The 26,555-nt window shown below is 43.4% G+C and carries 24 protein-coding genes and 2 tRNA genes; all 26 read left to right on the forward strand.

Annotated elements, in window-relative coordinates; all coding sequences use genetic code 11:
- Nucleotides 1–10: 10 nt before the first annotated feature.
- The 26 genes from ABZM97_RS00315 (at nucleotide 11) to ABZM97_RS00440 (ending at nucleotide 26,542) form a co-directional block, all read left to right on the forward strand.
- Nucleotides 11–964 (forward strand): ribose-phosphate diphosphokinase, encoded by a 954-nt coding sequence (locus ABZM97_RS00315; protein WP_064814082.1) that lies wholly within the window; start codon nucleotides 11–13, stop codon nucleotides 962–964.
- A gap of 83 nt (nucleotides 965–1,047) precedes the next feature.
- A complete protein-coding gene (locus ABZM97_RS00320; RefSeq protein ID WP_087991875.1) occupies nucleotides 1,048–1,665 on the forward strand; it encodes a 50S ribosomal protein L25/general stress protein Ctc in 618 nt (205 codons plus the stop codon).
- 106 nt (nucleotides 1,666–1,771) lie between these two features.
- The gene (pth, locus tag ABZM97_RS00325) at nucleotides 1,772–2,338 is read left to right on the forward strand and encodes an aminoacyl-tRNA hydrolase (protein WP_087991874.1); all 567 of its coding nucleotides are present in this window, start codon (nucleotides 1,772–1,774) and stop codon (nucleotides 2,336–2,338) included.
- 59 nt (nucleotides 2,339–2,397) lie between these two features.
- The gene (gene fin, locus ABZM97_RS00330) at nucleotides 2,398–2,628 is read left to right on the forward strand and encodes an anti-sigma-F factor Fin (protein ID WP_087991873.1); all 231 of its coding nucleotides are present in this window, start codon (nucleotides 2,398–2,400) and stop codon (nucleotides 2,626–2,628) included.
- Between the two features lie 69 nt (nucleotides 2,629–2,697).
- Nucleotides 2,698–6,231 carry a transcription-repair coupling factor gene (gene mfd, locus ABZM97_RS00335; RefSeq protein ID WP_087991872.1) on the forward strand — a complete coding sequence of 1,178 codons (3,534 nt, stop codon included), beginning with the start codon at nucleotides 2,698–2,700 and terminating at the stop codon, nucleotides 6,229–6,231.
- A gap of 135 nt (nucleotides 6,232–6,366) precedes the next feature.
- Entirely contained in the window at nucleotides 6,367–6,903 is a 537-nt protein-coding gene (gene spoVT, locus ABZM97_RS00340; RefSeq protein ID WP_087991871.1) for a stage V sporulation protein T, read from the forward strand.
- A 182-nt stretch (nucleotides 6,904–7,085) separates the two neighbouring features.
- Nucleotides 7,086–8,684: an oligosaccharide flippase family protein gene (locus ABZM97_RS00345; protein ID WP_367387120.1), complete on the forward strand. Its 1,599-nt coding sequence runs from the start codon at nucleotides 7,086–7,088 to the stop codon at nucleotides 8,682–8,684.
- Nucleotides 8,674–10,143, forward strand: coding sequence for a nucleoside triphosphate pyrophosphohydrolase (gene mazG, locus ABZM97_RS00350; RefSeq protein WP_202329168.1), 1,470 nt, complete (start codon nucleotides 8,674–8,676; stop codon nucleotides 10,141–10,143). The genes ABZM97_RS00345 and mazG overlap by 11 nt, the downstream gene beginning before the upstream one ends.
- 2 nt (nucleotides 10,144–10,145) lie before the next feature.
- Nucleotides 10,146–10,406 carry an RNA-binding S4 domain-containing protein gene (locus ABZM97_RS00355; protein ID WP_087991869.1) on the forward strand — a complete coding sequence of 87 codons (261 nt, stop codon included), beginning with the start codon at nucleotides 10,146–10,148 and terminating at the stop codon, nucleotides 10,404–10,406.
- Between the two features lie 78 nt (nucleotides 10,407–10,484).
- Nucleotides 10,485–10,787, forward strand: a complete 303-nt coding sequence (gene yabP, locus ABZM97_RS00360) for a sporulation protein YabP (protein ID WP_087991868.1) — start codon at nucleotides 10,485–10,487, stop codon at nucleotides 10,785–10,787.
- Complete coding sequence (gene yabQ / locus ABZM97_RS00365; RefSeq protein ID WP_367387121.1) at nucleotides 10,784–11,419, forward strand: spore cortex biosynthesis protein YabQ; 636 nt, start codon at nucleotides 10,784–10,786, stop codon at nucleotides 11,417–11,419. Before yabP ends, yabQ begins: the two co-directional genes overlap by 4 nt.
- 17 nt (nucleotides 11,420–11,436) lie before the next feature.
- A complete protein-coding gene (gene divIC / locus ABZM97_RS00370; RefSeq protein WP_087991866.1) occupies nucleotides 11,437–11,814 on the forward strand; it encodes a cell division protein DivIC in 378 nt (125 codons plus the stop codon).
- Between the two features lie 80 nt (nucleotides 11,815–11,894).
- Nucleotides 11,895–12,281, forward strand: coding sequence for a S1 domain-containing RNA-binding protein (locus ABZM97_RS00375; RefSeq protein ID WP_003218379.1), 387 nt, complete (start codon nucleotides 11,895–11,897; stop codon nucleotides 12,279–12,281).
- Between the two features lie 167 nt (nucleotides 12,282–12,448).
- Nucleotides 12,449–12,525 (forward strand) — tRNA-Met (locus tag ABZM97_RS00380).
- A 9-nt stretch (nucleotides 12,526–12,534) separates the two neighbouring features.
- Nucleotides 12,535–12,606: transfer RNA gene (locus ABZM97_RS00385), tRNA-Glu, on the forward strand.
- A gap of 200 nt (nucleotides 12,607–12,806) precedes the next feature.
- Nucleotides 12,807–15,290: a stage II sporulation protein E gene (gene spoIIE / locus ABZM97_RS00390; RefSeq protein WP_087991865.1), complete on the forward strand. Its 2,484-nt coding sequence runs from the start codon at nucleotides 12,807–12,809 to the stop codon at nucleotides 15,288–15,290.
- Nucleotides 15,291–15,375: 85 nt separating this feature from the next.
- Nucleotides 15,376–16,113: a VWA domain-containing protein gene (locus tag ABZM97_RS00395; RefSeq protein ID WP_087991864.1), complete on the forward strand. Its 738-nt coding sequence runs from the start codon at nucleotides 15,376–15,378 to the stop codon at nucleotides 16,111–16,113.
- Nucleotides 16,079–17,095 (forward strand): serine/threonine protein kinase PrkT, encoded by a 1,017-nt coding sequence (gene prkT, locus ABZM97_RS00400; protein ID WP_367387122.1) that lies wholly within the window; start codon nucleotides 16,079–16,081, stop codon nucleotides 17,093–17,095. The genes ABZM97_RS00395 and prkT overlap by 35 nt, the downstream gene beginning before the upstream one ends.
- A 103-nt stretch (nucleotides 17,096–17,198) precedes the next feature.
- Nucleotides 17,199–18,617 carry a tRNA lysidine(34) synthetase TilS gene (gene tilS / locus ABZM97_RS00405; protein WP_333516851.1) on the forward strand — a complete coding sequence of 473 codons (1,419 nt, stop codon included), beginning with the start codon at nucleotides 17,199–17,201 and terminating at the stop codon, nucleotides 18,615–18,617.
- On the forward strand, nucleotides 18,614–19,156 hold the full coding sequence (gene hpt, locus ABZM97_RS00410) for a hypoxanthine phosphoribosyltransferase (RefSeq protein ID WP_202329165.1): 543 nt from the start codon (nucleotides 18,614–18,616) through the stop codon (nucleotides 19,154–19,156). The genes tilS and hpt overlap by 4 nt, the downstream gene beginning before the upstream one ends.
- 97 nt (nucleotides 19,157–19,253) lie before the next feature.
- Entirely contained in the window at nucleotides 19,254–21,167 is a 1,914-nt protein-coding gene (ftsH, locus tag ABZM97_RS00415; RefSeq protein ID WP_087991861.1) for an ATP-dependent zinc metalloprotease FtsH, read from the forward strand.
- A 190-nt stretch (nucleotides 21,168–21,357) separates the two neighbouring features.
- On the forward strand, nucleotides 21,358–22,134 hold the full coding sequence (locus tag ABZM97_RS00420; protein ID WP_202329164.1) for a type III pantothenate kinase: 777 nt from the start codon (nucleotides 21,358–21,360) through the stop codon (nucleotides 22,132–22,134).
- Nucleotides 22,135–22,145: 11 nt separating this feature from the next.
- The gene (hslO, locus tag ABZM97_RS00425; RefSeq protein ID WP_148964471.1) at nucleotides 22,146–23,021 is read left to right on the forward strand and encodes a redox-regulated molecular chaperone HslO; all 876 of its coding nucleotides are present in this window, start codon (nucleotides 22,146–22,148) and stop codon (nucleotides 23,019–23,021) included.
- A 48-nt stretch (nucleotides 23,022–23,069) separates the two neighbouring features.
- Nucleotides 23,070–23,963 carry a peptidyl-prolyl cis-trans isomerase gene (locus ABZM97_RS00430; protein ID WP_087991858.1) on the forward strand — a complete coding sequence of 298 codons (894 nt, stop codon included), beginning with the start codon at nucleotides 23,070–23,072 and terminating at the stop codon, nucleotides 23,961–23,963.
- A gap of 75 nt (nucleotides 23,964–24,038) precedes the next feature.
- Complete coding sequence (gene cysK, locus ABZM97_RS00435; RefSeq protein WP_087991857.1) at nucleotides 24,039–24,965, forward strand: cysteine synthase A; 927 nt, start codon at nucleotides 24,039–24,041, stop codon at nucleotides 24,963–24,965.
- Nucleotides 24,966–25,129: 164 nt separating this feature from the next.
- Nucleotides 25,130–26,542, forward strand: a complete 1,413-nt coding sequence (locus ABZM97_RS00440) for an anthranilate synthase component I family protein (RefSeq protein ID WP_087991856.1) — start codon at nucleotides 25,130–25,132, stop codon at nucleotides 26,540–26,542.
- Nucleotides 26,543–26,555 lie beyond the last annotated feature (13 nt).

Below are 26,555 nucleotides of genomic sequence, written 5' to 3' on the forward strand. Positions count from 1 at the left end.
AGGTTTATCCATGTCTAATCAATACGGAGATAAGAATTTAAAGATTTTTTCTTTGAATTCGAATCCAGAGCTTGCAAAAGAAATCGCAGATATAGTTGGAGTTCAATTAGGGAAATGTTCTGTCACAAGATTTAGTGACGGGGAAGTCCAAATTAATATCGAAGAAAGTATTCGCGGATGTGACTGTTATATCATCCAGTCTACAAGTGCCCCCGTTAACGAGCATATTATGGAACTGTTAATTATGGTAGATGCGTTAAAACGCGCTTCTGCAAAAACGATTAACATTGTTATTCCTTATTATGGTTATGCGCGTCAAGACAGAAAAGCAAGATCCCGTGAGCCAATCACAGCAAAACTTTTCGCAAATCTGCTTGAAACAGCCGGTGCTACTCGCGTAATTGCGCTAGACTTGCATGCGCCGCAAATTCAAGGATTCTTTGATATACCGATTGACCACTTAATGGGTGTTCCGATTTTAGGAGAATATTTTGAAGGCAAAAACCTTGAAGATATCGTCATTGTTTCACCAGACCACGGCGGTGTGACACGCGCCCGCAAACTGGCTGACCGACTAAAAGCGCCGATTGCGATAATCGATAAACGCCGTCCGCGTCCAAACGTGGCGGAAGTCATGAATATTGTAGGTAATATCGAAGGGAAGACCGCTATCCTTATCGATGACATTATCGATACTGCAGGTACCATTACACTTGCTGCTAATGCGCTCGTTGAAAACGGAGCGAAAGAAGTATATGCATGCTGCACACACCCTGTACTATCAGGCCCTGCTGTTGAACGTATTAATAATTCAACAATCAAAGAGCTTGTTGTGACAAACAGCATTAAGCTTCCTGAAGAAAAGAAAATTGAACGGTTTAAGCAGCTTTCAGTCGGACCGCTTTTGGCTGAAGCCATTATTCGTGTTCATGAGCAGCAATCAGTCAGCTATCTGTTCAGCTAAACCGAATTTTGAGGTTTAAATCCTTATCGTTATGGGTATTGTTTGTAGTAGGACAATAAAACGATTATAGGATGGTGCTGAATATGGCAACTTTAACGGCAAAAGAAAGAACGGATTTTACTCGTTCGTCTCTTCGGAATATCCGTACTTCAGGACATGTTCCAGGTATCATATATGGGAATGACACGGGAAACAAACCTGTATCATTAGACAGTGTGGAGCTGATTAAAACGCTGAGGGACGAAGGTAAAAATACAGTCATCACGCTTGACGTCAGCGGAGAAAAACATTCTGTCATGGTGACAGACCTGCAAACGGACCCGCTGAAAAATGAAATCACTCACGCTGACTTTCAAGTGGTCAATATGAGTGAAGACATTGAGGTGGAAGTTCCGATTTATTTGACCGGAGAAGCCATCGGAGTGAAAAACGGAGGCGTATTGCAGCAGCCGCTGCATGCACTTACTGTAAAGGCAAAGCCAAAAGCCATTCCGCAAACGATTGAGGCTGATATTTCAAACCTTGATGTAAATGAGGTACTCACTATTGCGGATCTGGCTGCTGACGGTGACTACGCCTTTAATCAAGAATCAGATGAGGTCGTAGCTTCTATCCTTCCTCCGCAGCAACAGGAAGCAGCTGAGATAGATGAAGAGGAATCTGCCGATGCTCAGCCTGAAGGTGAAAACAAAGAACATTAATAGCTTAAGGCGTAACCCTCCCGCGGTTACGTCTTTTGTGCTAGAATGAGAAGAATTATAGCCCGCTATGCAGACGGGAGTTTATGTGACTAAGGGAGGATTCGCCATGCTTGTGATTGCCGGTCTCGGAAACCCGGGGAAAAACTATGAAAACACACGGCATAATGTCGGATTTATGGTGATAGATCAGCTTGCGAAGGAATGGAATATTGAGCTGAATCAAAATAAATTTAATGGATTATACGGAACTGGATTTGTTTCCGGCAAAAAGGTTCTACTTGTTAAACCGCTTACATATATGAATTTATCAGGAGAATGTTTGCGGCCTTTAATGGACTATTATGATGTCGAAAACGAAGATTTAACAGTCATTTACGACGATCTTGATCTTCCGGCTGGCAAGATCCGTTTAAGAACAAAAGGAAGCGCCGGAGGGCACAATGGCATCAAATCATTGATCCAGCATCTTGGAACATCCGAGTTTGACCGCATTCGCATCGGAATCGGCCGGCCTGTAAACGGTATGAAGGTCGTTGACTATGTGTTAGGCTCCTTCACCAAGGAGGAGGCACCTGATATAGGTGAAGCGATCGAAAAATCTGTGAAGGCTTGTGAAGCTTCTCTGAGCAAGCCGTTTTTAGAAGTCATGAACGAATTTAACGCAAAGGTATAAAATGAATCAACAAAGCCCATACTACACCAAAATAACTTTTTCATCAGGAGGTCCCTTGTATGGCTTTGCATTATTATTGCCGTCATTGCGGAGTGAAAGTAGGCAGTCTCGAATCTTCCATGGTATCGACTGACTCACTCGGTTTTCAGCACTTAACAAACGAAGAAAGAAACGATATGATTTCTTATAAAGAAAATGGAGATGTTCAAGTTTTGACAATATGTGAAGATTGCCAAGAGGCGCTTGACCGAAATCCGCATTACCACGAACATCACACATTTATTCAATAAAAAGCTTTGGTGTAGATACTAGACCAAAGCGTTTTTCTGTTCTCACAGGAAACAGAGAGGAGGGGCCATATGGACAACATTCAAACCTTTATAAAAGAAAGCGATGACTTTAAATCCATCATCAACGGTTTACACGAGGGGCTGAAGGAACAGCTGCTCGCGGGTCTGTCGGGTTCCGCGCGTTCTGTTTTTACTTCTGCCTTGGCTAATGAAACGAATAAGCCTATCTTTCTAATCACCCATAATTTATATCAAGCCCAGAAAGTAACGGATGATCTGACTGTACTCCTAGGGGATCGATCTGTCCTTTTGTACCCCGTCAATGAACTCATTTCATCAGAAATAGCAGTCGCAAGCCCCGAATTGCGGGCGCAGCGATTAGATGTCATTAATAGATTAACGAATGGAGAAGCGCCAATTGTCGTTGCTCCTGTAGCTGCAATCAGAAGAATGCTGCCGCCTGTAGAGGTGTGGAAAAACAGTCAAATGCTCATTCAAGTTGGCCATGATATCGAACCTGATCAGCTCGCATCACGGCTGGTAGAGGTAGGATATGAGCGGTCTGATATGGTGTCTGCACCCGGGGAATTCAGCATTCGCGGAGGAATCATTGACATATACCCGCTGACTTCAGAGCATCCGGTGAGAATTGAACTTTTTGACACCGAAGTGGATTCAATCCGCAGCTTTAACTCAGATGATCAGCGGTCAATTGAGACCCTTACCTCTATCAATGTTGGCCCTGCTAAGGAACTGATTATCAGATCTGAAGAAAAAGTTCGGGCGATGGAGAAACTTGATAAAGGCCTTGCCGCAAGCCTAAAAAAATTAAAGAACGACAAGCAAAAAGAAATTCTTCATACGAATATTTCTCATGACAAAGAACGCTTGTCTGAAGGTCAGACAGATCAGGAACTGGTGAAGTATCTCTCATACTTCTATGAAAATCCTGCTAGTTTACTAGATTATACACCTGATAACACACTTCTGATTTTAGATGAAGTCAGCCGAATTCATGAGATGGAAGAGCAGCTTCAAAAAGAAGAAGCGGAGTTCATAACAAACCTTCTTGAGGAAGGGAAGATTTTGCATGACATCAGTTTGTCATTCGACTTCCAAAAAATAGTATCTGAGCAAAAACGGTCTCTGCTGTACTATTCTTTATTTTTGCGGCATGTACAGCATACGAGCCCGCAAAATATCGTCAATGTGTCAAGCAGACAAATGCAGAGTTTTCATGGCCAAATGAACGTGCTTGCGGGTGAAATGGAACGCTTTAAAAAATCAAACTTCACCGTTGTATTCTTAGGTGCAAACAAGGAACGTACACAGAGGTTATCTTCTGTGCTGGCTGATTATGAAATCGAAGCCGCCGTGACGGACAGCAAAAAAGCGCTTGTTCAGGGACAGGTCTATATCATGGAAGGTGAGCTGCAATCGGGATTTGAGCTACCGTTAATGAAGCTTGCTGTTATTACAGAAGAAGAACTGTTCAAAAACCGTGTGAAAAAGAAGCCTCGTAAACAGAAGCTTACAAATGCGGAGCGCATCAAGAGCTATTCCGAGCTTCAAATCGGTGATTATGTCGTTCATATTAATCACGGGATCGGAAAGTATTTGGGGATTGAAACCCTTGAAATCAATGGGATCCACAAAGACTATTTAAACATTCATTATCAGGGAAGCGACAAGCTATACGTACCTGTCGAGCAAATTGACCAAGTGCAAAAGTATGTTGGCTCCGAAGGAAAAGAGCCGAAGCTGTATAAATTAGGCGGAAGCGAATGGAAGCGGGTCAAGAAAAAAGTAGAGACATCGGTTCAGGATATTGCGGATGACTTAATTAAGCTTTATGCCGAAAGAGAAGCGAGCAAAGGCTATGCGTTTACTCCTGATCAGGAGATGCAGCGGGAATTTGAATCGGCGTTCCCTTATCAAGAGACTGAGGATCAGCTCCGTTCCATTCACGAAATCAAAAAGGACATGGAACGAGAACGTCCGATGGACCGCTTGCTATGCGGAGATGTGGGCTATGGAAAAACAGAGGTTGCTATACGTGCTGCATTTAAGGCGATAAGTGACGGAAAGCAGGTAGCGCTGCTTGTTCCGACAACAATTTTGGCACAGCAGCACTATGAAACCATTACTGAGCGCTTCCAGGACTATCCGATTAATATCGGCCTGCTCAGCAGATTTAGAACGAGGAAAGAAGCGAACGAAACGCTCAAAGGATTGAAAAACGGTACTGTTGATATCGTCATCGGAACGCACCGGCTGCTATCCAAAGATGTCGTTTATAAAGACTTAGGGCTCCTCATCATTGATGAAGAGCAGCGTTTCGGTGTAACCCATAAAGAAAAGATCAAGCAGATCAAAGCCAATGTGGATGTATTAACATTAACCGCGACGCCTATTCCGCGTACGCTGCATATGTCTATGCTTGGCGTAAGGGATCTTTCAGTCATTGAGACTCCGCCGGAAAACCGCTTCCCCGTACAGACGTATGTTGTGGAATACAACGGCGCCCTTGTCAGAGAGGCGATTGAACGTGAGCTTGCGCGTGGAGGCCAGGTCTATTTCTTGTACAACCGGGTAGAGGATATTGAGCGGAAAGCGGATGAGATCTCTATGCTTGTCCCTGACGCTAAGGTAGCGTATGCGCATGGGAAAATGACAGAAAACGAACTAGAAACCGTTATGCTAAGTTTTCTTGAAGGAGAATCAGACGTTCTCGTTAGCACAACCATTATTGAAACCGGCGTAGACATCCCGAACGTCAATACGCTGATTGTATTTGACGCCGACAAAATGGGACTTTCTCAGCTTTATCAGCTGCGGGGGCGTGTCGGCCGTTCTAATCGTGTGGCGTATGCGTACTTTACGTACCGCCGCGATAAAGTACTGACAGAAGTTGCTGAAAAAAGGCTGCAGGCCATTAAAGAATTCACAGAGCTTGGTTCCGGTTTTAAAATCGCAATGCGTGACTTAACGATTCGCGGAGCCGGGAATCTTCTCGGCGCCCAGCAGCACGGCTTCATCGACTCGGTCGGATTTGACCTCTATTCACAAATGCTGAAGGAGGCCATTGAAGAGCGTAAAGGAGACACAGCGAAAACGGAGAAGTTTGAAACAGAAATTGATGTCGAGCTTGATGCCTATATTCCTGAAACTTATATTCAAGACGGAAAACAGAAGATTGATATGTATAAACGCTTCAGGTCTGTGGCTACAATCGAAGAAAAGAATGAACTTCAAGACGAAATGATCGACCGATTTGGAAACTATCCAAAAGAAGTTGAATACTTGTTTACTGTTGCAGAAATGAAGGTTCATGCGAAACATGAACGTGTTGAGCTGATTAAGCAGGATAAAGATGCTGTCAGATTGACGATTTCTGAAGAAGCAAGTGCTGAAATTGACGGACAGAAGCTGTTTGAGCTCGGCAATAAATATGGCAGACAAATCGGACTGGGAATGGAAGGAAAAAAACTCAAAATTTCCATACAGACGAAAGGCCGCAGTGCCGATGAATGGCTCGAAACCGTGCTGGGCATGCTGAAAGGCTTAAAAAATGTGAAAAAGCAAACCATTTCTTCAACGTAAATTTTGTTACTCTCTGGTGTATATTACATTTGATGTGACGGATACTAATTTCAAGCGAGGCGGAAGGTACATAAAGTAACTGCTTTAGGTCTTTCCCACATGTATATACCATCAAATGAAAGAGAGGCACCAGAGATGAAAGCAACCGGTATCGTACGTCGTATTGATGACTTAGGTCGGGTCGTGATTCCTAAAGAAATTCGCAGAACTCTGAGAATCAGGGAAGGCGATCCGCTTGAGATTTTTGTAGATCGTGACGGAGAAGTCATTTTGAAAAAGTACTCTCCGATCAGTGAGCTTGGAGACTTTGCAAAGGAGTATGCAGACGCGCTTTATGACAGTCTCGGACATTCAGTACTGATTTGTGACCGTGATGTCTATATTTCCGTGTCCGGCAGCTCGAAAAAAGACTACTTAAACAAGCCGATCAGTGAAATGCTGGAAAAAACAATGGATCAGCGCAGTTCCGTGCTTGAGAGTGATGCTAAAACAGTACAGCTTGTTAATGGCATAGATGAGGACATGAATTCTTACACTGTCTGCCCGATTGTGGCGAATGGTGATCCGATAGGCGCCGTGATTATTTTTTCAAAGGATCAGACAATGGGCGAAGTAGAGCATAAAGCCGTTGAGACAGCAGCTGGATTTTTGGCGCGACAAATGGAACAGTAGGTCTTATTCCTTTTATCGAAAATAGGTATGAAAAGAACAGCTCTCCTGGGGACGCTGTTCTTTTTTCGTGCATGCCCAGAAAGGATTCCGAGGGTTGGGATGTGGTATAATAACCTCGTTTTTATTTGTGCCGCGGCAATACGTGAACCGTATTGTCCCTGACGTTGGGAAGGAGCTTTTGGATGGACGATTCAATAGGCGTCAAACGGCATTGGATTTGGCAGGGGGCTGTTGTTTTAATTCTGGCAGGCGTCATCTCAAAAATATTAAGCGCCGTTTACAGAGTCCCGTTTCAAAACATTGTCGGCGATGTTGGATTTTATATATATCAGCAGGTATATCCCTTTCTTGGTATTGCGGTCATGCTGTCAACATCAGGATTTCCGGTCATTATTTCGAAACTGATGAATGATTATAGTGAAAAAAGCCATCACACCATATTAAAAATATCAGCGTTGTTTTTATCTTTAATCGGTATTTTATTATTTCTTTGCTTATATATGGGTGCTGCTCTAATCGCACTTTTTATGGGAGATTCACATCTCGCCGTGTTAATTCAAGTGACTGCGTTTTCATTTTTGCTGTTCCCGTTTGTCGCGTTGCTTAGAGGCGGTTTTCAAGGGCGGCACGACATGCTCCCTTCAGCCTTATCGCAGATGACAGAGCAGTTACTGCGGGTTGCGGTACTTCTGGGCTTATCATTTTGGCTCGTCAAAAAGGGAGCCTCGCTTTATACTGTCGGAGCGGCAGCCGCTTCCGGGTCTCTTGCCGGAAGTTTAGTTGCATTGATCATACTTGGATTTTTTTGGTTCAAAATGAAAAGAGGCAAACAAACGGGTAGCCAAAATGAAAATGTCATAACAACAAAAGAATTGGTAAAAAAACTGCTTTTATATTCTATTACCATTTGTATAAGCAGTTTGCTCCTTTTGTTGATCCAGCTTGTCGATGCGTTGAATTTATATGCTTTGCTTTCGGGCGGTGAGGCAAGCGAAGAAGCAAAACGCCTAAAGGGGATTTATGATCGGGGGCAGCCTTTGCTGCAGCTCGGTTCGGTTTTCGCGGTGAGCATAGCGACATCACTCGTTCCGTATATTTCCAAGGCCGTAAAGAACAAAGAGCTTAAGATCATGAAAGAAAAAGCCGCGTCATCTTTAAAATTGTGTCTTGTGCTGGGTACAGGCGCGTCGGTTGGATTGATTTGCATTCTTGAGCCGGTCAACATCATGCTGTTTCAAAATGGTGAAGGGACAGCTGCGTTACAAGTATTTAGCTGCTCCATTTTGTTTGCATCCTTGGCGGTCACGGCAGCCGCAGTTTTGCAAGGCGCGGGATACACAGTTTTTCCTGCGATAGCGGTGGGCGCAGGTGTGGCAGTGAAATGGGTGTTAAATACTCTTTTGGTTCCGCGCTATGGGATTGAAGGTGCATCACTTGCGACAGCGGCTTCTTTTGCGGCTGTCGCCGCTCTTAACTTGTATCTGCTTCGGCAAAAGGAATGGCTCGGTAAGCTGAGAGGCGTTACGATTCCGATCATTGGATCCGCCCTTTTGATGTCGGCTGTCTTGCTTGTATATATGCGTCTCTGGACTTTCTTGATTCCTGCAACAGGAAGAGGAGCGGCTGCGATTGAAAGTCTGTCTGCTGTCGCCATTGGTGGCGCGGCGTTTATTTGTTGTATGATGAAGTTGGGAATATTTACAGATGAAGAGCTGAACAGTGTGCCTTTTGGCAGTAAGTTAAGCAAAATCAGGAGAAGGAGAGAACAAAATGGCGGGTAATATTACAGTTGTCGGACTTGGTGCCGGAGACATGGACCAATTGACAATTGGCATACATAAGCTGCTGACGAAGGCAGATACGCTGTATGTCAGAACCAAGGATCATCCCTTAATTCAGGAGCTTGAAAAAGATACGAAGAACATCCTTTTTTTTGACGATATATATGAGAAACACGACCAATTCGATGCCGTATATGAAGAAATTGCTGATATCCTCTTTGAAGCGGCGCAGGAAGAGGACGTGGTTTATGCTGTGCCGGGACACCCTTTTGTTGCGGAAAAAACAGTACAGCTGCTGACGGATCGGCAGGAAGAGAAAAACGTGCAAGTAAAAGTCGCAGGAGGACAAAGTTTTCTTGATGCCACATTTAACGCCCTGCAAATTGACCCGATTGAAGGCTTTCAATTTGTGGATGCCGGCACATTGTCTGCGGATGAGCTTGAGCTCAGACATCACCTGATCATTTGTCAGGTTTACGACCAAATGACGGCTTCTGAAGTCAAGCTGACATTGATGGAGAAGCTGCCTGATGATTATGAGGTTGTGATTGTGACTGCAGCAGGAAGCCGTGACGAGGAGATCCAGACAGTGCCTTTATTTGAGCTGGACCGCAATGTCGCCTTGAATAACTTAACAAGTGTGTATATTCCGCCGATTAAAGAAGAGAAGCTGCTTTATCACGAATTCTCCGCGTTCCGAAGCATCATTAGAGAGCTTCGCGGGCCTAATGGATGTCCGTGGGATAAAAAGCAGACTCATCAGTCATTAAAACAGTACATGATTGAAGAGTGTTATGAACTTCTCGAAGCAATTGACGAAGAAGACACAGACCATATGATCGAAGAGCTTGGCGACGTTTTGCTTCAGGTCTTACTTCACGCGCAAATCGGTGAAGACGAAGGTTACTTCACAATTGATGATGTCATAAAAGGAATCAGTGAAAAAATGGTCCGAAGGCATCCCCATGTGTTTAAAGATGTTAAGGTTCAGGATGAAAACGATGTTTTGGCAAATTGGGAAGACATAAAAAAAGCCGAAAAAAATACATCGGAAGCATCCTTATTAGACAGCGTGCCGAAGACCCTTCCAGCTCTTTCGAAAGCCGCTAAACTGCAGAAAAAAGCAGCAAAAGTAGGTTTTGACTGGGAAGACGTCAGTGATATTTGGGAAAAGGTAAGCGAGGAAATGAAGGAATTTTCTGCTGAGATTTCTGAAGAGCCTCATGAACACAATCTCAAGGCCGAGTTTGGCGACGTGTTGTTCGCACTGGTGAATGCAGCCCGCTTCTACAAAATAGAACCGGAGGAAGCACTGGCGATGACCAATGACAAATTCAGGAGACGGTTCTCGTATATTGAGAAAACAGCGAAGGAACAAGAAATCGAGCTGGCCGATATGTCTCTTGAGGACATGGATAAACTGTGGAATGAAGCAAAAGAAACTGAGAGGAGATCATAAATATGAGATTAGATAAATTTTTGAAAGTATCACGGCTGATTAAGCGACGTACACTAGCAAAGGAAGTAGCTGACCAAGGACGAATCTCTATTAACGGAAACCAGGCAAAAGCAAGCTCTGACGTGAAAGCCGGAGATGAATTAAAGGTCCGCTTCGGCCAAAAGCTTGTAACGGTTCAAGTAAATGAGTTGAAGGACACGACGAAAAAAGAAGAAGCTGCAAACATGTATACGATTCTAAAAGAAGAAAAACTCGGCGAATAGGCTTGTTCTAAAAATATCCCCCGCCTCATACAATGCAGTAATAATGCTAAAAGTATCGAGGATATGGGGGCTGAATAGATGAATTCATATTATGATCAAAACGGTTCTTCGTCTGTTCCGGAACAGCACGATGTGACAATGAAAGGCCGGAAGCATTTAGATATTTCAGGGGTTAAGCATGTGGAGAGCTTTGATAATGAAGAGTTCCTGCTGGAAACGGTGATGGGAATGCTCTCAGTCAGAGGCCAAAACCTGCAGATGAAAAATTTAGATGTGGAAAAAGGGATTGTATCTATTAAAGGCAGGGTATTTGATTTAGTGTACTTAGACGAACAACAAGGGGATAAAGCTAAAGGGTTTTTTAGCAAGTTGTTTAAATGACGCTGACGACACAATTTTATACAATGCTGGCGATGTCCGGTATGGGTCTCTGGCTTAGCGCGTCGCTTGATACATACCGGCTCTTTGTCATTCGTGCCAAAACTGCCAGATGGCTATTATTTATTCATGATATTCTTTTCTGGATTGTGCAGGGGCTGCTTTTCTTTTATGTCTTGCTTAGTGTAAATGAGGGAGAATTCAGGCTGTATATCTTTTTAGCGGTTCTGCTGGGCATTGCGACGTATCAGAGCCTTTGCAAGCGAATCTATATAAAAACACTGAAATTCGTCATTTACCTTGCAGTTTCTGTTTATCAATTCTTCAAAAAACTTATTCAGCACGTGTTATTTCGTCCTATTTTGTGGACATGCGGAGCGATTATTTGGCTAGCGGCGTTTTTATTAAAGAAAACATACCGCCTAATCGTTTTTCTTTTGTTGTGTCTATATAAAATATTTATGGTTCTGTGTTTTCCGATCCGTTTTATCGCAAAACAATGTTTGAAACTTCTTCCTGAAAAAATACGTCTAACTATGAGACGTTATTTAGAAAAAGGTGCAGGATTTCTTAAAAAGAAGAAGAAACTATTGATAACCATAAGAACGACCATTACACGTTTTTTGAAGAGATGAAAGGAGGACCGTCTGGTTTGAATTTTTCCAGGGAACGAACGATAACTGAAATACAAAATGACTATAAAGAACAGGTAGAGCGGCAAAATCAGCTGAAGAAAAGAAGACGCAAAGGGCTGTACAGGCGGTTGACTGTATTCGGCGCCCTAGTATTTCTGACGGCAATAGTGCTGGCGAGCTCTGTATGGTCCCAAACATCTTCCCTTAGCGCAAAAGAAGAAAAGAAAGAACAGCTTGAAAAAGAACTAAAAAGTTTAAAGACAAAACAAGAGGATTTAAAAGAAGAAATATCCAAATTGAAGGATGAGGATTACGTCACAGAGCTTGCCAGACGGGACTTATTCATGTCCGGAGACGGAGAAATTATCTTCAATGTGGAGAAGAAGAGCAAGTAGCCTTGTTGACACTTAAATTTTTATTTAGGTATAATTAAGCAAACGATCTTTTTATAAGCCTAAGGAGGAGCACTTTTTTTATGTCGATTGAAGTTGGCAGCAAGTTGCAAGGGAAAATTACAGGTATTACAAATTTTGGAGCATTTGTTGAATTGCCTGGAGGCTCAACCGGTCTCGTTCACATCAGTGAGGTAGCTGATAACTATGTCAAAGACATTAACGATCACTTAAAAGTCGGCGACCAAGTTGAAGTGAAAGTCATCAACGTTGAAAAAGACGGGAAAATTGGTTTATCTATTAAAAAAGCTAAAGACCGTCCGCAAGCCAGACCTAGAAATGATTTCCGTCCGAAAGAATCTTTTGAACAGAAAATGAATAAGTTTTTAAAAGACAGCGAAGATCGCTTGTCATCTTTAAAACGCAATACGGAATCAAAACGTGGAGGGCGCGGAGCAAGAAGAGGATAACTTGCTGCTTTCTATAAATAAATGAAGCATCCGTTCATCCCGACGGATGCTTTTTTATAATTCGCCCCCGCTTTAAAAATCAGAAAATTATAACATTAAAGTTTCTGTTGACGAAAAGGACAAACCTTTGTATTATATAACTTGTGCTTAGAAGCATAAAACAATATGGCGGTGTAGCTCAGCTGGCTAGAGCGTACGGTTCATACCCGTGAGGTCGGGGGTTCGATCCCCTCCGCCGCTACCATATTTGTTTGGCCCGTTGGTCAAGCGGTTAAGACACCGCCCTTTCACGGCGGTAACACGGGTTCGAATCCCGTACGGGTCATCCTAAGAAAATCGGTTTCTGATACAGAAACCGATTTTTTTCATTTTTAGACAACATTCCGGATATTCTTTTGATAAACGAATATCTAGGCAGAAACCGTCGAAGACTTCTTTGGTCTTGTTCCCTTCTTTTGACAAAATCCTATCTGTGCTTTCGCTATAATGACAGGCAACGAATATAACAGGTGGGAGATGAGAGGAATGGAAAAAGCAGAAAGAAGAGTGAACGGGCCAATGGCGGGACAAGCTTTGGAAAAACTCCAATCGTTTTTTAACAGGGGCGCGAAGCTAGTGACTCATCATTTGCATTCACTGTTTTTCTATAAAGGGTTCATTTATGTCGTCATTGGATTTTTGCTTGGACGTGCTTTCATATTATCCGAGGTGCTTCCTTTCGCACTTCCTTTCTTTGGAGCGATGCTTCTTATCAGAAGAGACAAGGCGCTTTATGCGGTGCTGGCTGTGCTTGCGGGTGCGCTGACCATTTCTCCGAAGCACTCATTGCTCATACTAGCGGCTTTGCTGGCATTCTTCGTATGTTCTAAAGTGGCCGCCTTCATCACCGACGATCGCGTGAAAGCACTCCCGATTGTCGTGTTTTTCTCCATGGCTGCAGCAAGAGCCGGATTTGTGTACGCTCAAAATGGCGTGTTTACAACCTATGATTATGTAATGGCTGTGGTTGAAGCTGGACTATCCTTTATTTTGACGCTGATTTTCCTTCAGAGCCTTCCGATTTTTACCGTGAAAAAAGTTAAACAATCATTGAAAATAGAAGAAATTATTTGCTTTATGATCCTAATTGCTTCCGTTCTGACAGGGCTTGCCGGCTTGTCCTACCAAGGTATGCAGGCAGAACATATATTGGCACGTTATGTTGTGTTGAGTTTTTCCTTTATTGGCGGTGCAAGCATTGGCTGTACTGTTGGTGTCGTGACAGGTCTGATTCTTGGTTTGGCGAATATCGGAAATCTCTATCAAATGAGTCTGCTCGCTTTTTCCGGTTTATTAGGCGGTTTGCTGAAGGAAGGGAAAAAAGCGGGCGCAGCAATCGGGCTGATCGTTGGATCACTTCTTATTTCTTTATATGGTGAAGGCTCTGCCGGTCTGATGACAACACTCTATGAGTCATTAATCGCAGTCGGCCTGTTTTTGCTTACACCTCAATCAATTACAAAGAAAGTGGCGAGATATATTCCGGGAACTGTAGAGCATCTTCAGGAGCAGCAGCAATATGCAAGGAAAATCAGAGATGTCACTGCTCAAAAGGTAGACCAGTTCTCCAATGTATTCCATGCGCTGTCTGAAAGCTTTGCCACCTTTTATCAAGCATCAGACGAACCGGAAGATGACAGCGAAGTTGATCTGTTTTTAAGCAAAATCACAGAGCATTCCTGCCAGACGTGTTACAAGAAAAACAGGTGCTGGGTACAGAACTTTGATAAAACATATGACTTAATGAAACAAGTTATGCTTGAAACAGAAGAAAAAGAATATGCATCAAACCGAAGGCTGAAAAAAGAGTTTCATCAGTATTGTTCTAAATCAAAGCAGGTTGAAGAGCTGATTGAGGACGAACTAGCACATCACCATGCCCATTTGACACTTAAGAAAAAAGTGCAGGACAGCAGACGTTTAGTTGCTGAACAGCTTTTAGGTGTTTCTGAAGTCATGGCAGACTTTTCTCGGGAAATAAAAAGAGAGCGAGAACAGCACTTTCTGCAGGAAGAACAAATCATAGAGGCGCTTCAGCATTTCGGAATCGAGATTCAGCATGTGGAGATCTATAGTCTTGAGCAAGGAAACATCGATATTGAAATGACCATTCCGTTCAGCGGACATGGAGAAAGTGAAAAAATTATTGCCCCTATGCTTTCTGATATTTTGGAAGAACAAATTCTTGTGAAAGCCGAACAGCACTCCCCGCATCCAAATGTGTACAGTCATGTAGCCTTTGGATCAACAAAATCATACAGGGTATCTACAGGTGCCGCTCACGCTGCGAAGGGCGGCGGCCTTGTCTCCGGCGACAGCTACAGCATGATAGAGCTTGGGGCCAGAAAATATGCTGCGGCAATTAGTGACGGTATGGGCAATGGTGCAAGGGCGCACTTCGAAAGCAATGAAACGATCAAGCTTCTTGAGAAAATCCTTGAATCCGGCATTGATGAAAAAATAGCAATTAAAACGATCAACAGCATACTGTCCCTAAGGACAACTGACGAGATATATTCCACGCTTGACCTATCTATTATCGATCTTCAAGATGCCAGCTGTAAATTTTTGAAGGTCGGTTCGACGCCTAGCTTTATCAAACGGGGCGACCAGGTAATGAAAGTTCAAGCGAGCAATCTGCCAATCGGTATTATTAATGAATTCGATGTGGAGGTTGTGAGTGAGCAGCTGAAAGCGGGCGACCTCTTGATTATGATGAGTGACGGCATTTTTGAGGGCCCTAAGCATGTGGAAAATCATGATTTATGGATGAAACGCAAAATGAAGGGATTAAAAACAGATGACCCGCAGGAGATTGCCGATTTGCTCATGGAGGAAGTCATTCGCACGAGATCCGGCCAAATTGAGGATGATATGACAGTTGTTGTCGTCCGGATTGACCACAATACACCGAAGTGGGCATCCATTCCTGTTCCGGCCATTTTTCAAAACAAACAAGAAATTTCATAACGCTTTCGTATAAATCAAATTTCTTCTGGCGAAGATGGGAATATATGAATCTGAGAATCCTCGTATTCTCCATGGAGGAATGAATGTGAATAACGGACATTTAAATCAAATTTTGCTGATAACGGATGGCTGCTCGAATCATGGGGAAGACCCGCTTGCAATGGCTGCTTATGCTAAAGAACAGGGGATTACGGTAAACGTCATTGGTATAATGGAAGAAAACCAAATTGATCCTGAAGCGATGAAGGAAGTCGAAGGGATTGCGCTTGCCGGAGGCGGCGTGCATCAAGTCGTTTATGCATCTCAGCTTTCACATACCGTGCAAATGGTAACAAAAAAAGCGATGACGCAAACCTTACAAGGTGTAGTCAATCAAGAGCTGAAACAAATCCTCGGAAAGAATGTGGAGATGGAGGAGCTTTCACCGGAAAAACGCGGTGAAGTCATGGAAGTGGTAGACGAGCTTGGAGAAACGGTTCATCTTCAGGTTTTGGTTCTTGTTGATACAAGTGCAAGTATGGCGCCTAAGCTTCCAACTGTAAAAGAGGCGTTGATTGATTTGTCTGTCAGCCTCAATTCCCGAATCGGGAATAACGAATTTGCGATGTGTATATTTCCCGGGAAAAACCAAGAGGTTGAGCTTGTGCTGAACTGGACACCGAAGCTGCAATCTCTTTCCACGCTCTTTGCAAAGCTGTCTACAGGGGGCATCACCCCAACAGGTCCGGCGATACGCGAAGCGACACTGCAGTTTGAAAAAATTCGCTCAAGAAGGAGCATGCTGGCAGATGATGAACGACGCTTTGACGAGTTTGGCATGTAGCCTTAAGCCGGGTATGACAATCAAAGGCAAGTGGAACGGAAACGCTTATACATTGCGTAAACAGCTTGGAAAAGGGGCCAATGGAATTGTGTATTTGGCAGAAGCATCAGATGGACATGTTGCCTTAAAGGTGAGTGATGACAGCTTGTCTATTACTTCTGAAGTGAATGTCTTGAAATCTTTCTCAAAGGCCCAGTCCGTTACGATGGGGCCTTCTTTTTTTGATACAGATGATGCCTATATCCTCAGTACCAATACAAAGGTTTCATTTTATGCAATGGAATACATAAAAGGGCCGCTGCTTTTGAATTATATCAGTGATAAAGGAGCAGAATGGATACCGGTATTGATGATTCAGCTGTTATCCAGCTTATCGGTGCTTCACCAGCAAGGATGGATATTCGGCGATCTTAAACCTGATAATCTGATCGTAACCGGTCCGCCCGCAAGAATCCGATGCATTGATGTAGGCGGCACAACAAAGGAAGGCCGGGCGATAAAAGAGTATACCGAGTTTTACGACAGGGGCTATTGGGGGTATGGAACAAGAAAAGCTGAGCCCTCCTACGATCTGTTCGCAGTTGCCATGATTATGATCAACAGCGTGCATAAAAAAGAATTCAAGAAAACAAACCAGCCTAAGGAACAGCTTAGGTCTCTAATCGAAGGAAACACATTGCTGCAAAAGTACAAAAAAGTGCTTTTTTCAGCATTGAACGGAGATTACCAATCCGCAGAAGAAATGAAGAAGGATATGCTCGATGCAGGGCAAAAGGCAGTACAGGGAAAACAAGCTGCAAAAGCACCGCCGCAGCCTGTCACAAGACAAAGACAGCAAAAACCGCGTCAAGGGAAAGTAACGAAGACGCGATATACCCCTAAACAGAAAGCGGCTAAGTCGGGAGGGTTATTTGAAACAACGCTTATCGTGATCAGTGTTTTAGCGTTTTATTTCGCCTACATTATCTTTTTCTTAATCTGAATGGAACAATCTGCAAAGCCTATGCTTCTTCTTTGCTTGGAAGGATTGAAAGTGATAGGATATGAATATCTTTAAAATACCTGCTCATTGCGAGGAGGACATTGTGAAAAGTGTCAAAGATTTTTTTAACAAACACAATCTTGCGTTAAAAGGGGCGACAATCATTGTAGGCGTTTCTGGCGGTCCGGACTCAATGGCTCTTCTTCACGCGCTGCATACGTTATACGGCCGTTCAGTGAATATGATTGCGGCCCACGTTGACCATCGGTTCAGGGGCGCTGAATCCGAGGAGGACATGCGTTTTGTCCAAGCTTATTGCAAGGCTGAACAGCTCGCGTGCGAAACAGCCCAAATCAATGTAACTGCCTATGCACAGGAAAAAGCTCTTAATAAGCAGGCTGCAGCACGTGATTGCCGCTATCAGTTTTTTGAGGACATCATGTCGAAGTATCAAGCGGACTATCTGGCGCTTGCGCATCATGGTGATGACCAGATTGAAACGATGCTTATGAGACTGGCTAAGGGCACGCTTGGAGCGGGACTTGCGGGAATGCAGCCGGTCAGACGTTTTGCGACGGGGCGGATCATCAGGCCGTTCTTAACCATTACAAAGGAAGAGATCCTTCAATATTGCCGTGAAAACGGCTTGAGCTACCGGACGGATGAAAGCAACGCCAAAGATGACTACACAAGAAACAGATTTAGAAAAACAGTGCTCCCGTTTTTGAAACAGGAGTCCCCGGATGTGCATAAAAGATTTCAGAAAGTAAGCGAGGCACTGACGGAAGATGAGCATTTCTTACAGTCATTAACGAAAGACGAAATGAATAAAGTAATCACAAGCCAGTCTAATACATCAGTTGAAATCAATACCTCTCTATTGCTTGCCCTCCCGATGCCTTTACAAAGAAGAGGAGTTCAACTAATATTAAACTATCTTTATGAAAACGTTCCATCATCCTTTTCAGCTCATCACATTCAGCAATTTCTCGATTGGGCGGAAAAGGGCAGTCCTTCAGGAGTATTGGATTTTCCGAAAGGATTGAGGGTGGTCAAATCTTATCAGACATGTTTGTTTACATTTGAACAATGGCAGTGCAAAAATGTTCCCTTTGAATACCAAATAAGCGGAGCTGCTGATGAAACGGCAGTGCTCCCCAATGGATTTCTGATAGAGGCAAAGCGTTATGCGGAATCGCCTGAAGAACATGGGAATGCTGTTTTTATTACAAGTGAAAAAAAGGTGCGATTTCCCTTAACGATTCGGACAAGAAAAGCTGGAGACCGGATCAAACTAAAAGGGATGAACGGCTCGAAAAAGGTAAAGGATATATTTATTGATAAGAAATTGCCTCTCCGAGAAAGAGACAACTGGCCGATTGTGACAGATGCAAGCGGTGAAATTATCTGGATACCGGGCTTGAAAAAATCAATTTTTGAAGATCTTGTGATTCCAAACAGCAACCGCATTGTATTACAATATAGACAGCATGAAAAGTGTAGGGGGCAAGCAAAATCATGATGAAACATGATATCGAGAAAGTACTGATCTCAGAGGAAGAGATACAAGAGAAAGTAAAAGAGTTAGGCGCAGGCTTAACGAGCGAGTATCAAGATACATTTCCGCTGGCAATCGGTGTGTTAAAAGGAGCGCTTCCTTTTATGGCGGATCTTATCAAGCATATTGATACATATTTGGAAATGGATTTCATGGATGTATCAAGCTACGGAAATTCCACGGTTTCTTCTGGAGAAGTAAAAATCATCAAAGATTTGGATACATCTGTAGAGGGCCGGGACATCTTAATTATTGAAGATATCATCGACAGTGGGTTAACCTTAAGTTATCTAGTAGAGCTCTTCCGATACCGTAAAGCAAAATCAATTAAGATTGTTACCCTTTTGGATAAACCGAGTGGAAGAAAAGCGGACATTAAAGCAGACTTTGTAGGCTTTGAAGTCCCCGACGCGTTTGTAGTGGGTTACGGACTTGATTATGCTGAGCGCTATCGCAATCTGCCTTATATCGGAGTGTTAAAACCGGCAGTTTATGAAAGCTGATCGGCATCCTGCTTCCGAGGTGGTTATTGTTTGTATTGGAATGTTTTTCTATGGTACTATTGAACATAGTTGTGCTTACTGTGGGAGGAGGTAAGGAATGAATCGGGTCTTCCGTAATACCATTTTTTATTTACTTATTTTATTAGTAGTAATCGGGGTTGTGAGCTACTTCCAGACCTCAAATCCGAAAACAGAAAATATGTCGTACAGTACGTTTATCAAAAATCTGGATGACGGGAAAGTTGATAGCGTATCGGTTCAGCCTGTCAGAGGTGTTTATGAGGTAAAAGGACAGCTGAAAAACTACGACAAAGATCAATACTTCTTGAGTCATGTTCCTGAAGGAAAGGGAGCAGACCAGATATTTAATGCTTTGAAAAAGACAGACGTAAAGGTTGAGCCCGCTCAAGAAACAAGCGGATGGGTGACGTTCCTGACGACCATCATCCCGTTTGTCATTATCTTTATCCTGTTTTTCTTCCTGCTCAATCAGGCTCAAGGCGGCGGCAGCCGTGTCATGAACTTTGGAAAGAGTAAGGCGAAGCTGTATACAGAGGAAAAGAAACGCGTCAAATTTAAAGACGTTGCAGGGGCGGACGAGGAAAAACAAGAACTCGTTGAAGTTGTTGATTTTCTGAAAGATCCCCGCAAGTTTGCCGAGGTTGGCGCAAGAATACCAAAAGGCGTGCTTTTAGTCGGACCTCCGGGTACCGGTAAAACATTGCTTGCCAAAGCTTGTGCAGGTGAAGCTGGCGTACCTTTCTTCAGCATCAGCGGATCTGATTTCGTTGAAATGTTTGTAGGTGTCGGTGCTTCCCGTGTGCGTGACTTGTTTGAAAATGCGAAAAAGAATGCGCCTTGTTTGATCTTCATTGATGAAATCGACGCAGTTGGGCGCCAGCGTGGAGCGGGTCTCGGCGGCGGACACGATGAACGTGAACAGACGCTAAACCAATTGCTTGTTGAAATGGACGGATTCAGCGCCAATGAAGGCATCATCATCATTGCTGCGACGAACCGTGCGGACATCTTGGACCCAGCTTTACTTCGTCCGGGACGTTTTGACCGTCAAATCACAGTGGACCGCCCAGATGTCATTGGCCGTGAAGCTGTATTGAAAGTCCATGCGAGAAACAAACCACTGGATGAAACGGTTAACCTGAAGTCAATTGCCATGAGAACACCTGGCTTCTCAGGCGCTGACTTGGAAAATCTCTTGAATGAAGCTGCTCTTGTGGCTGCTCGTCAAAACAAGAAAAAAATCGATGCGCGTGATATTGACGAAGCGACGGACCGTGTGATTGCCGGACCTGCTAAGAAAAGCCGCGTCATCTCCAAGAAAGAACGCAACATCGTGGCTTATCACGAAGGCGGACACACCGTTATCGGACTCGTTTTAGATGAGGCTGACATGGTTCATAAAGTAACGATTGTTCCCCGCGGCCAGGCTGGCGGTTATGCGGTTATGCTTCCAAGAGAAGACCGTTACTTCCAGACAAAGCCGGAGCTGCTTGATAAAATTGTCGGCCTCTTGGGCGGACGTGTAGCTGAAGAAATTATCTTCGGTGAAGTCAGCACAGGAGCGCACAATGACTTCCAGCGTGCGACGAATATTGCAAGAAAAATGGTTACAGAATTCGGTATGTCAGAAAAACTGGGTCCGTTGCAATTTGGACAGTCTCAGGGCGGCCAGGTATTCTTAGGCCGTGATTTCAACAACGAACAAAACTATAGTGATCAAATCGCTTACGAAATTGATCAGGAAATTCAGCGCATTATCAAAGAATGTTATGAGCGCGCCAAACAAATCCTGACTGAAAATCGTGACAAGCTTGAATTGATTGCTCAAACGCTTCTGAAAGTTGAAACACTCGATGCTGAACAAATCAAACACCTTGTCGATCATGGATCATTGCCTGAACGCAATTTCTCTGATGATGAGAAGACCGATGACGTGAAAGTAAACATTCTGACAAAAACAGACGAAAAGAAAGACGATACAAAAGAGTAATTCGCTTTCTTTCTAAAAACTGCCGGCTGACGCTGGCAGTTTTTTTATATAAATCTCGCCTCAGCAGCTGCTTTTACAATCATCCAATTCTGGTTTCGATTTGTTTACAAATGAGCCGCTGATCGTGTAAGGTATTGTAGAATGTTTGTAAAAGTAATGCAGAGAAACTATTCAAAAGTGGTGATAGAGGTTGTTACTGGTTATTGATGTGGGGAACACCAATACTGTACTTGGTGTATACCATAATGGAGAATTAGAATATCACTGGCGTATAGAAACAAGCAGGCATAAAACAGAAGATGAGTTTGGGATGATTTTGCGCTCCTTATTCGAGCATTCCGGGCTCATGTTTGAACAGATAGATGGCATTATTATTTCATCAGTAGTGCCGCCGATCATGTTTGCATTAGAAAGAATGTGCACAAAATACTTTCATATCGAACCGCAAATTGTCGGTCCGGGTATGAAGACAGGTTTAAATATAAAATATGACAATCCGAAAGAAGTGGGAGCAGACAGAATCGTAAATGCTGTCGCTGCAATACACTTATACGGCAATCCGTTAATTGTTGTTGATTTTGGAACTGCTACAACGTATTGCTATATTGATGAAAACAAACAATACATGGGCGGGGCGATTGCTCCTGGGATTACGATTTCAACAGAGGCGCTTTACTCGCGTGCGGCAAAGCTCCCACGTATCGAAATCACCCGGCCTGACAATATTATCGGAAAAAACACTGTTAGCGCGATGCAATCTGGAATTTTATTTGGCTATGTCGGTCAAGTGGAAGGAATCGTCAAGCGAATAAAATGGCAGGCAAAACAGGAACCAAAGGTCATTGCGACAGGAGGCCTTGCGTCGCTCATTGCAAATGAATCAGATTGCATAGATATCGTTGATCCATTCCTAACCCTAAAAGGACTGGAATTGATTTATGAACGAAACCGCGTAGGAAGTGTATAGGAGGTTTTGTAATGGATTATTTAATAAAAGCACTTGCGTATGACGGAAAAGTGCGCGCTTATGCAGCGAGAACAACTGATATGGTAAACGAGGGACAAAGACGACATGGCACGTGGCCGACAGCATCCGCTGCACTGGGCCGAACAATGACAGCTTCTCTTATGCTCGGGGCTATGCTGAAGGGCGATGATAAGCTGACTGTGAAAGTCGAGGGCGGAGGTCCAATCGGAGCAATTGTGGCTGATGCCAATGCAAAAGGAGAAGTCAGAGCATATGTCTCTAACCCGCAAGTTCATTTTGATTTAAATGAACAAGGCAAGCTTGATGTTAGACGTGCTGTTGGAACAAGCGGAACGTTAAGTGTCGTAAAAGATTTAGGGTTGCGTGAGTTTTTCACAGGACAAGTAGAAATTGTTTCAGGAGAATTGGGAGATGATTTCACCTACTATCTTGTGTCGTCGGAGCAGGTTCCTTCATCTGTGGGTGTCGGTGTGCTCGTGAATCCTGACAACACCATTCTTGCGGCAGGCGGCTTTATTATTCAGCTTATGCCGGGAACCGATGATGAAACCATCACAAAAATTGAACAGCGTCTATCCCAAGTAGAGCCGATTTCTAAGCTCATCCAAAAAGGCCTTACACCAGAAGAAATATTAGAAGAAGTCCTAGGTGAGAAGCCTGAGATTTTGGAAACGATGCCTGTTAGATTCCATTGTCCTTGTTCAAAAGAACGTTTCGAAACAGCCATTTTAGGACTAGGCAAAAAAGAAATACAAGATATGATAGAAGAAGATGGACAAGCCGAAGCAGTATGCCATTTTTGTAATGAAAAGTACTTATTTACAAAAGAAGAGCTGGAAGGGCTTCGTGACCAAACTACCCGCTAAGCTCTTTAGCGGGTTTTTTGAATTTGAGAAAAGGGGCTGAAAGCAGGTTTGAAATCAAGAACAATCTGGACCATTATTTTAGGGGCGCTGTTGGCTTGTTGTATTGCCGTTGCATATACGCTGACAAAATCCCAAGCCGGTGCATCGCCATCCGATGAGTCTATTGCGACTGTCGGAGGCAAAAGTGTGACAAGACAAGAATGGCTGAAAGAAATGGAAGATCAATATGGGAAATCGACACTTGAAGATATGATCAATGTCCAAGTCGTTGAGCAGCTCGCCAAAAAGAACAATCTCAAAGTGTCTAAAAGTGAAATTGATGGGGAGTTTTTGCTGATTAAAGCGGTCAACAATTCCTTTTACGAAGACGAACGTACAACAGAGAAAGAGTGGAAAGACCAAATTCGTTATAATATCCTCCTTGAAGACTTGTTAACAAAGGATATTGATATCTCAAACAAAGAAAAGAAATCATTCTATAATAAAAATAAAGAACTGTATCAGTTTGATGATTCGTATCGAATTCGGCACATTGTTGTAAAAGATGAAGAAGAAGCGAAAGAAGTCCTGAAGGAACTGAAAGGCGGCTCAAGCTTTGAAGCTGTTGCGGCGGAAAGGTCTACAGACAGATACACATCACCATACGGCGGAGATTTAGGTTTTGTCACAGAAGCATCAGACAACATTCCGTCAGCATACATTGAAGAAGCAAAAACACTCAAAGAGGATGAATGGTCTGACGAACCGATAAAGGTCAGTAATGGATATGCCGTTATTCAGCTGAAAGAAAAACTAAAGGCGAGAACATTCTCATATGATGAAGTGAAGGATCAGATCAGACGGCAAATCGCAATGGATCAGTTAGGTGATAAAGCGACAGTCAAAACGCTTTGGAAAGAAGCCGATGTATCTTGGTTTTATGGGGAAAAAAGTACTAAATGATTGACAAAAAATTTTGAAATTGATAGATTATATACATAATACCAATACAAATAGTCGGAAATTGAGGTGTCGAGAATGGTACGTGTAGCAAACTCCATTACTGAATTAATCGGGAATACGCCAATCGTTAAATTAAATCGCCTTGCAGATGAAAACAGTGCAGATGTATATCTAAAGCTTGAATACATGAACCCTGGAAGCAGTGTTAAAGACCGTATCGGTTTAGCTATGATTGAAGCTGCTGAAAAAGAAGGGAAATTAAAAGCTGGTGACACAATCATTGAACCGACAAGCGGAAATACTGGAATCGGGCTTGCGATGGTTGCTGCGGCTAAAGGATTAAAAGCCATTTTGGTTATGCCTGATACAATGAGCATGGAGCGCCGCAACCTTCTTCGCGCATACGGTGCTGAGCTTGTGCTGACTCCTGGCGCGGAAGGCATGAAAGGCGCGATTAAGAAAGCTGAAGAGCTTGCTGAAAAGAACGGATACTTTGTGCCGCAACAGTTCAATAATCCTTCTAACCCAGAAATTCACCGCCAAACAACGGGTAAAGAAATCGTTGAGCAATTTGGTGATGATCAGCTTGATGCATTTGTAGCCGGTATCGGTACAGGTGGAACGATTACAGGGGCTGGCGAAGTTCTGAAGGAAGCATACCCTTCCGTCAAAATTTACGCTGTTGAACCGTCAGACTCTCCCGTGCTTTCAGGAGGAAAACCAGGCCCTCATAAAATTCAGGGAATCGGAGCTGGATTTGTGCCTGACATCTTAAATACAGAAGTATACGATGAAATCTTCCCTGTGAAGAATGAAGAAGCATTCGAATATGCGCGCAGAGCTGCACGTGAAGAAGGAATTCTCGGAGGCATCTCATCAGGCGCGGCAATTTATGCTGCTCTTCAAGTAGCGAAAAAACTCGGAAAAGGCAAAAAAGTATTGGCCGTCATTCCAAGTAACGGTGAACGTTATCTGAGCACGCCGCTGTATCAATTCGATTAAAAAAGCCAAACTCCCGGTCCGCCGGGAGTTTTTTTTATATTCGTGCATCAAATATGCCGTGTCTGTGACGAATGTTATTCTTGGAAGAGAAATTCACTTTTTTCACTAACAAGATTGCTTTACAATAAAAAACAAGCAAAAAAGAAAATAGAGGAATGATATAAATGGCACAACGCAGACCGGCAGGCAAAAAAGTACCTTTTCAAAAAGATTCATTCTTACAACAATTTGAGAAACTTGCGCGATCCAAAAAACAGCATGTGCTGCTTGAAAGTGCAAGAGGCGGCAGATACAGTATAGCCGGTCTTGATCCAATTGCGACAGTAAAAGGAAAAGACGGGATTACCACGATTAAGCATGGAGATGAAATTCTGTTTAAAGAAGGCGATCCATTACGCGCCTTCCATAGCTGGTTTAAAACGCTGGAAACAGAAACAAATCACGAGCTTCCAGATTTTCAAGGCGGGGCAATCGGGTTTCTCAGCTATGATTACGCACGTTACATTGAAAACTTTAAAATGCTCTCACTAGATGACTTGGAAACGCCAGATATTTATTTTCTTGTTTTTGATGATATAGCAGTTTATGACCATCAAGAAGAGTCTCTGTGGCTGATTACTCATGTTAATGGTTCTGATCACGAATCTGCGGACGTAAAGTTATCTGAGCTGGAGCGAATGTGGCTGGCTGAGCTTCCTGCTGTCCCTTCGCGAGAGATGAAGCATGAAACAGACGGTTCCTTCGCGGCGCCATTTACCGAGGATGGATTCTCGCAAGCTGTAGAGAAAATTAAACAATACATTGCCAGCGGAGATGTGTTTCAAGTCAATCTATCAATTAGGCAGTCACAGTCAATGTCGGCCCACCCATATCAAATTTACAAAGCCCTGAGAGAAGTAAATCCTTCTCCTTATATGTCATATTTAGAAACACCTGATTTTCAAATCATTTGCGGATCACCTGAACTGCTTGTCAGCAAAAAGGGCAAATTATTAGAGACGAGACCGATTGCAGGCACTCGTTCCAGAGGGGAAACCGATGAAGAAGACAAGGCGCTCGTAAACGAATTGATCCACAATGAAAAAGAACGCGCTGAACATGTCATGCTGGTTGATCTTGAGCGAAATGACTTGGGGAGAGTATCACGGTACGGCTCCGTGCGCGTAAATGAATTCATGGCCATTGAAAAATACTCGCATGTAATGCACATTGTGTCTAACGTCCAAGGTGAACTGCAGGATGGATATGATGCTGTGGATATTATTCATGCTGTATTTCCCGGGGGAACCATTACAGGTGCTCCCAAAGTAAGAACGATGGAAATTATAGAAGAGCTTGAGCCGACACGCCGCGGGCTTTATACTGGATCTATAGGATGGTTTGGATATAACAACGATCTGCAGTTTAATATCGTCATTCGAACCATTTATGCAACCGGAGGGCAGGCATTCATGCAGTCCGGCGCAGGAGTTGTGATTGATTCTGTTCCAAAGCACGAATACAGAGAATCATTCAAAAAAGCTTTTGCGATGCAAAAGGCGTTAGAGCTGAGCAAAGCAGAGACAAAAATCAGATGAGGTGAGCGGAGAA

The sequence above is a fragment of the Bacillus vallismortis genome, from assembly GCF_040784915.1.
Taxonomy (GTDB): Bacteria; Bacillota; Bacilli; order Bacillales; family Bacillaceae; genus Bacillus; species Bacillus subtilis_G.

Excerpts from the sequence above, each read along its gene's own strand:
- ABZM97_RS00315 (WP_064814082.1), top strand. The coding sequence starts at position 11 with ATGTCTAATCAATACGGAGATAAGAATTTAAAGATTTTTTCTTTGAAT.
- ABZM97_RS00320 (WP_087991875.1), top strand. The coding sequence starts at position 1,048 with ATGGCAACTTTAACGGCAAAAGAAAGAACGGATTTTACTCGTTCGTCT.
- pth (WP_087991874.1), top strand. The coding sequence starts at position 1,772 with ATGCTTGTGATTGCCGGTCTCGGAAACCCGGGGAAAAACTATGAAAAC.
- fin (WP_087991873.1), top strand. The coding sequence starts at position 2,398 with ATGGCTTTGCATTATTATTGCCGTCATTGCGGAGTGAAAGTAGGCAGT.
- mfd (WP_087991872.1), top strand. The coding sequence starts at position 2,698 with ATGGACAACATTCAAACCTTTATAAAAGAAAGCGATGACTTTAAATCC.
- spoVT (WP_087991871.1), top strand. The coding sequence starts at position 6,367 with ATGAAAGCAACCGGTATCGTACGTCGTATTGATGACTTAGGTCGGGTC.
- ABZM97_RS00345 (WP_367387120.1), top strand. The coding sequence starts at position 7,086 with ATGGACGATTCAATAGGCGTCAAACGGCATTGGATTTGGCAGGGGGCT.
- mazG (WP_202329168.1), top strand. The coding sequence starts at position 8,674 with ATGGCGGGTAATATTACAGTTGTCGGACTTGGTGCCGGAGACATGGAC.
- ABZM97_RS00355 (WP_087991869.1), top strand. The coding sequence starts at position 10,146 with ATGAGATTAGATAAATTTTTGAAAGTATCACGGCTGATTAAGCGACGT.
- yabP (WP_087991868.1), top strand. The coding sequence starts at position 10,485 with ATGAATTCATATTATGATCAAAACGGTTCTTCGTCTGTTCCGGAACAG.
- yabQ (WP_367387121.1), top strand. The coding sequence starts at position 10,784 with ATGACGCTGACGACACAATTTTATACAATGCTGGCGATGTCCGGTATG.
- ABZM97_RS00375 (WP_003218379.1), top strand. The coding sequence starts at position 11,895 with ATGTCGATTGAAGTTGGCAGCAAGTTGCAAGGGAAAATTACAGGTATT.
- spoIIE (WP_087991865.1), top strand. The coding sequence starts at position 12,807 with ATGGAAAAAGCAGAAAGAAGAGTGAACGGGCCAATGGCGGGACAAGCT.
- prkT (WP_367387122.1), top strand. The coding sequence starts at position 16,079 with ATGATGAACGACGCTTTGACGAGTTTGGCATGTAGCCTTAAGCCGGGT.
- hpt (WP_202329165.1), top strand. The coding sequence starts at position 18,614 with ATGATGAAACATGATATCGAGAAAGTACTGATCTCAGAGGAAGAGATA.
- ftsH (WP_087991861.1), top strand. The coding sequence starts at position 19,254 with ATGAATCGGGTCTTCCGTAATACCATTTTTTATTTACTTATTTTATTA.
- hslO (WP_148964471.1), top strand. The coding sequence starts at position 22,146 with ATGGATTATTTAATAAAAGCACTTGCGTATGACGGAAAAGTGCGCGCT.
- cysK (WP_087991857.1), top strand. The coding sequence starts at position 24,039 with ATGGTACGTGTAGCAAACTCCATTACTGAATTAATCGGGAATACGCCA.
- ABZM97_RS00440 (WP_087991856.1), top strand. The coding sequence starts at position 25,130 with ATGGCACAACGCAGACCGGCAGGCAAAAAAGTACCTTTTCAAAAAGAT.